Genomic DNA, 1,819 nt, shown 5'->3' with positions numbered 1-1,819 from the left:
GCGTACTGAAGATCGGCCGCTCGATCCCGATTTACGGCGCGGTATCGCAGGGAATCCTGACAGCTATCGACGCAGTGTGGAAGTTCGCGGGCTGGGAGCAGATGCTGCAAGCCGAAGCGCAGGCGTTGTCGTTCCAGAAGACGTGGACACAGGACGTTCGGGTGAGTCTGGGGTATGGGTTGTATGTGGGGGCGCTGGCTGCTGGGGCGGGTGAGGTGGTGAGGGTATATGGGACGTGGCAGAACATGTATGCGACGGGGATGGTGCAGCGGGTGAAGGGTAACGAGTTGGCGGCACGTGTAGGGATTGCGCTACGCGTGGCGGGTGGGCTGATGGCGGTGGTGTCTGGGGTGGTGGCGGTGATGGATTTCGCGGATGCAATCCAAAGCAAGGAACGCGGGCAATGGACGCTGGCGATACTGCAATCGATCTCGGGTATTACTGGAATTGCTGCTGTCGCCTTTGCATTCTGGGCTGCCTTCGCTGTCGACGGTTGGGCAAAAGTGGTCGCTGGACTCAGTTTGGCCTATTGGGGTTTGGTGCTAGCTGTTGTACTGGTTGCGCTAAGCATGGCGATCGCGCACTTCAAGGGGGACAATTTCGCACAGTGGCTAGAGCGTTGCTACTGGGGCTTGCTCGAGTCGGGCCGCTATACCGATTCTGTCACGGAGCAATCCGATTTCGATCGAGCAATGGCAAGGGCATGATGTTTACAACGAGCAAAAAGCGACGTCCGTTGAATGATCGAGATCGTGAATCACATCTGCCGATCCGCAGGCGCTGTGCCGACCCACATGCATCGGGCCGTGCGATCCGGATGAATTCTACCTATCTGGAACTGGTCGACGGTCTCTACTCAAACCGCGGAGGGATGAGCGCGGTTGGAATTTTCGGGGTGAGTGCAGCTGTGTTCATGATCAATTCGTTCGTTCACACCGCCATCGCCCGCTATCTGAATCCAGATTGGGACCGTCACGATGAATTCGAAATGATGTTTGCAACGATCCTTTGCTCAATTCTCTTTTCACTTCTCATCGCCGGCGTTGTCGCCTTCAATAAAAAGATCGGCGAATGGTTCCGCTATACGCACTACCCGATGCGCTTCAACCGCTGCAACCGTATGGTCTACGTATTTCGCGGTGACGACACAGTGCTCGAAGCATCTTGGGATGACGTGTATTTCAGCCTTCTGGTCAACAACAATATTGCGGGCGTGCACACCTTTGGCATCTGCGGCCTCGTCCTGAAGAACGAACATACTGTCGAGGAAATGTTCGGGTTCGGCTACGTTTCGACCTGCCGCGACTACTGCCTGCGCCACTGGGAATTCATTCGCCGCTACATGGAGGAAGGCCCGCAGTCGGTAATTGACGCGCCGGGTTTCGAATTTTGCCTGCCGATCGCCGACAAGCGCGAGACGCTCTATCAGGGCTGGATAGCGCTGGTGTCGAGAGACGCATCGAACCCTATCCTCAAGTGGTTCATGTCCCCATTCCACGTCTTCTTCTTTATTGGCCGTCTTGTCCACCGCGCCACAAGCAAAGTGCCACTCTGGCCCGCCGATGTCGAAGCCGCCTGCCGGATCGCGCCGAGCGATCCGTACGTGCGGGATTCCAGTACGAACCCGAAGGGGTATCGCTGAAGCGCCCTAGGGGAACCAGAGGGAGGGTTACATCCCGTAATACGGCCGATTCGCCTCGATTCGGGCGCGCTCAGACTCGGGGAACGCCCCTTCGGCGAGCAGCCGGATCAGCGCGGCGCGGCCTTGTTCCTGGGCGCCGATGTAGTAGGCGCAGACCGTCAGCTCGTCCAGCGCACG

The 1,819-nt window shown here is 57.9% G+C and carries 2 protein-coding genes; both read left to right on the top strand.

The annotated features are described in order from the left end of the window. A partial coding sequence (locus AB4Z27_RS28850; protein WP_441645964.1) for a hypothetical protein occupies positions 1 to 707 on the top strand: 707 nt, incomplete at its 5' end. Next, positions 704 to 1,642, top strand: coding sequence for a DUF6708 domain-containing protein (locus AB4Z27_RS28845; RefSeq protein WP_441645963.1), 939 nt, complete (start codon positions 704 to 706; stop codon positions 1,640 to 1,642). The genes AB4Z27_RS28850 and AB4Z27_RS28845, both read left to right, overlap by 4 nt. Positions 1,643 to 1,819 lie beyond the last annotated feature (177 nt).

The organism is Cupriavidus sp. KB_39, from assembly GCF_052114485.1.
Classification (GTDB): domain Bacteria; phylum Pseudomonadota; class Gammaproteobacteria; order Burkholderiales; family Burkholderiaceae; genus Cupriavidus.
The sequence above is the reverse complement of the archived record's forward strand: the minus strand, read 5'-3'. Positions and strand labels throughout refer to the sequence as shown.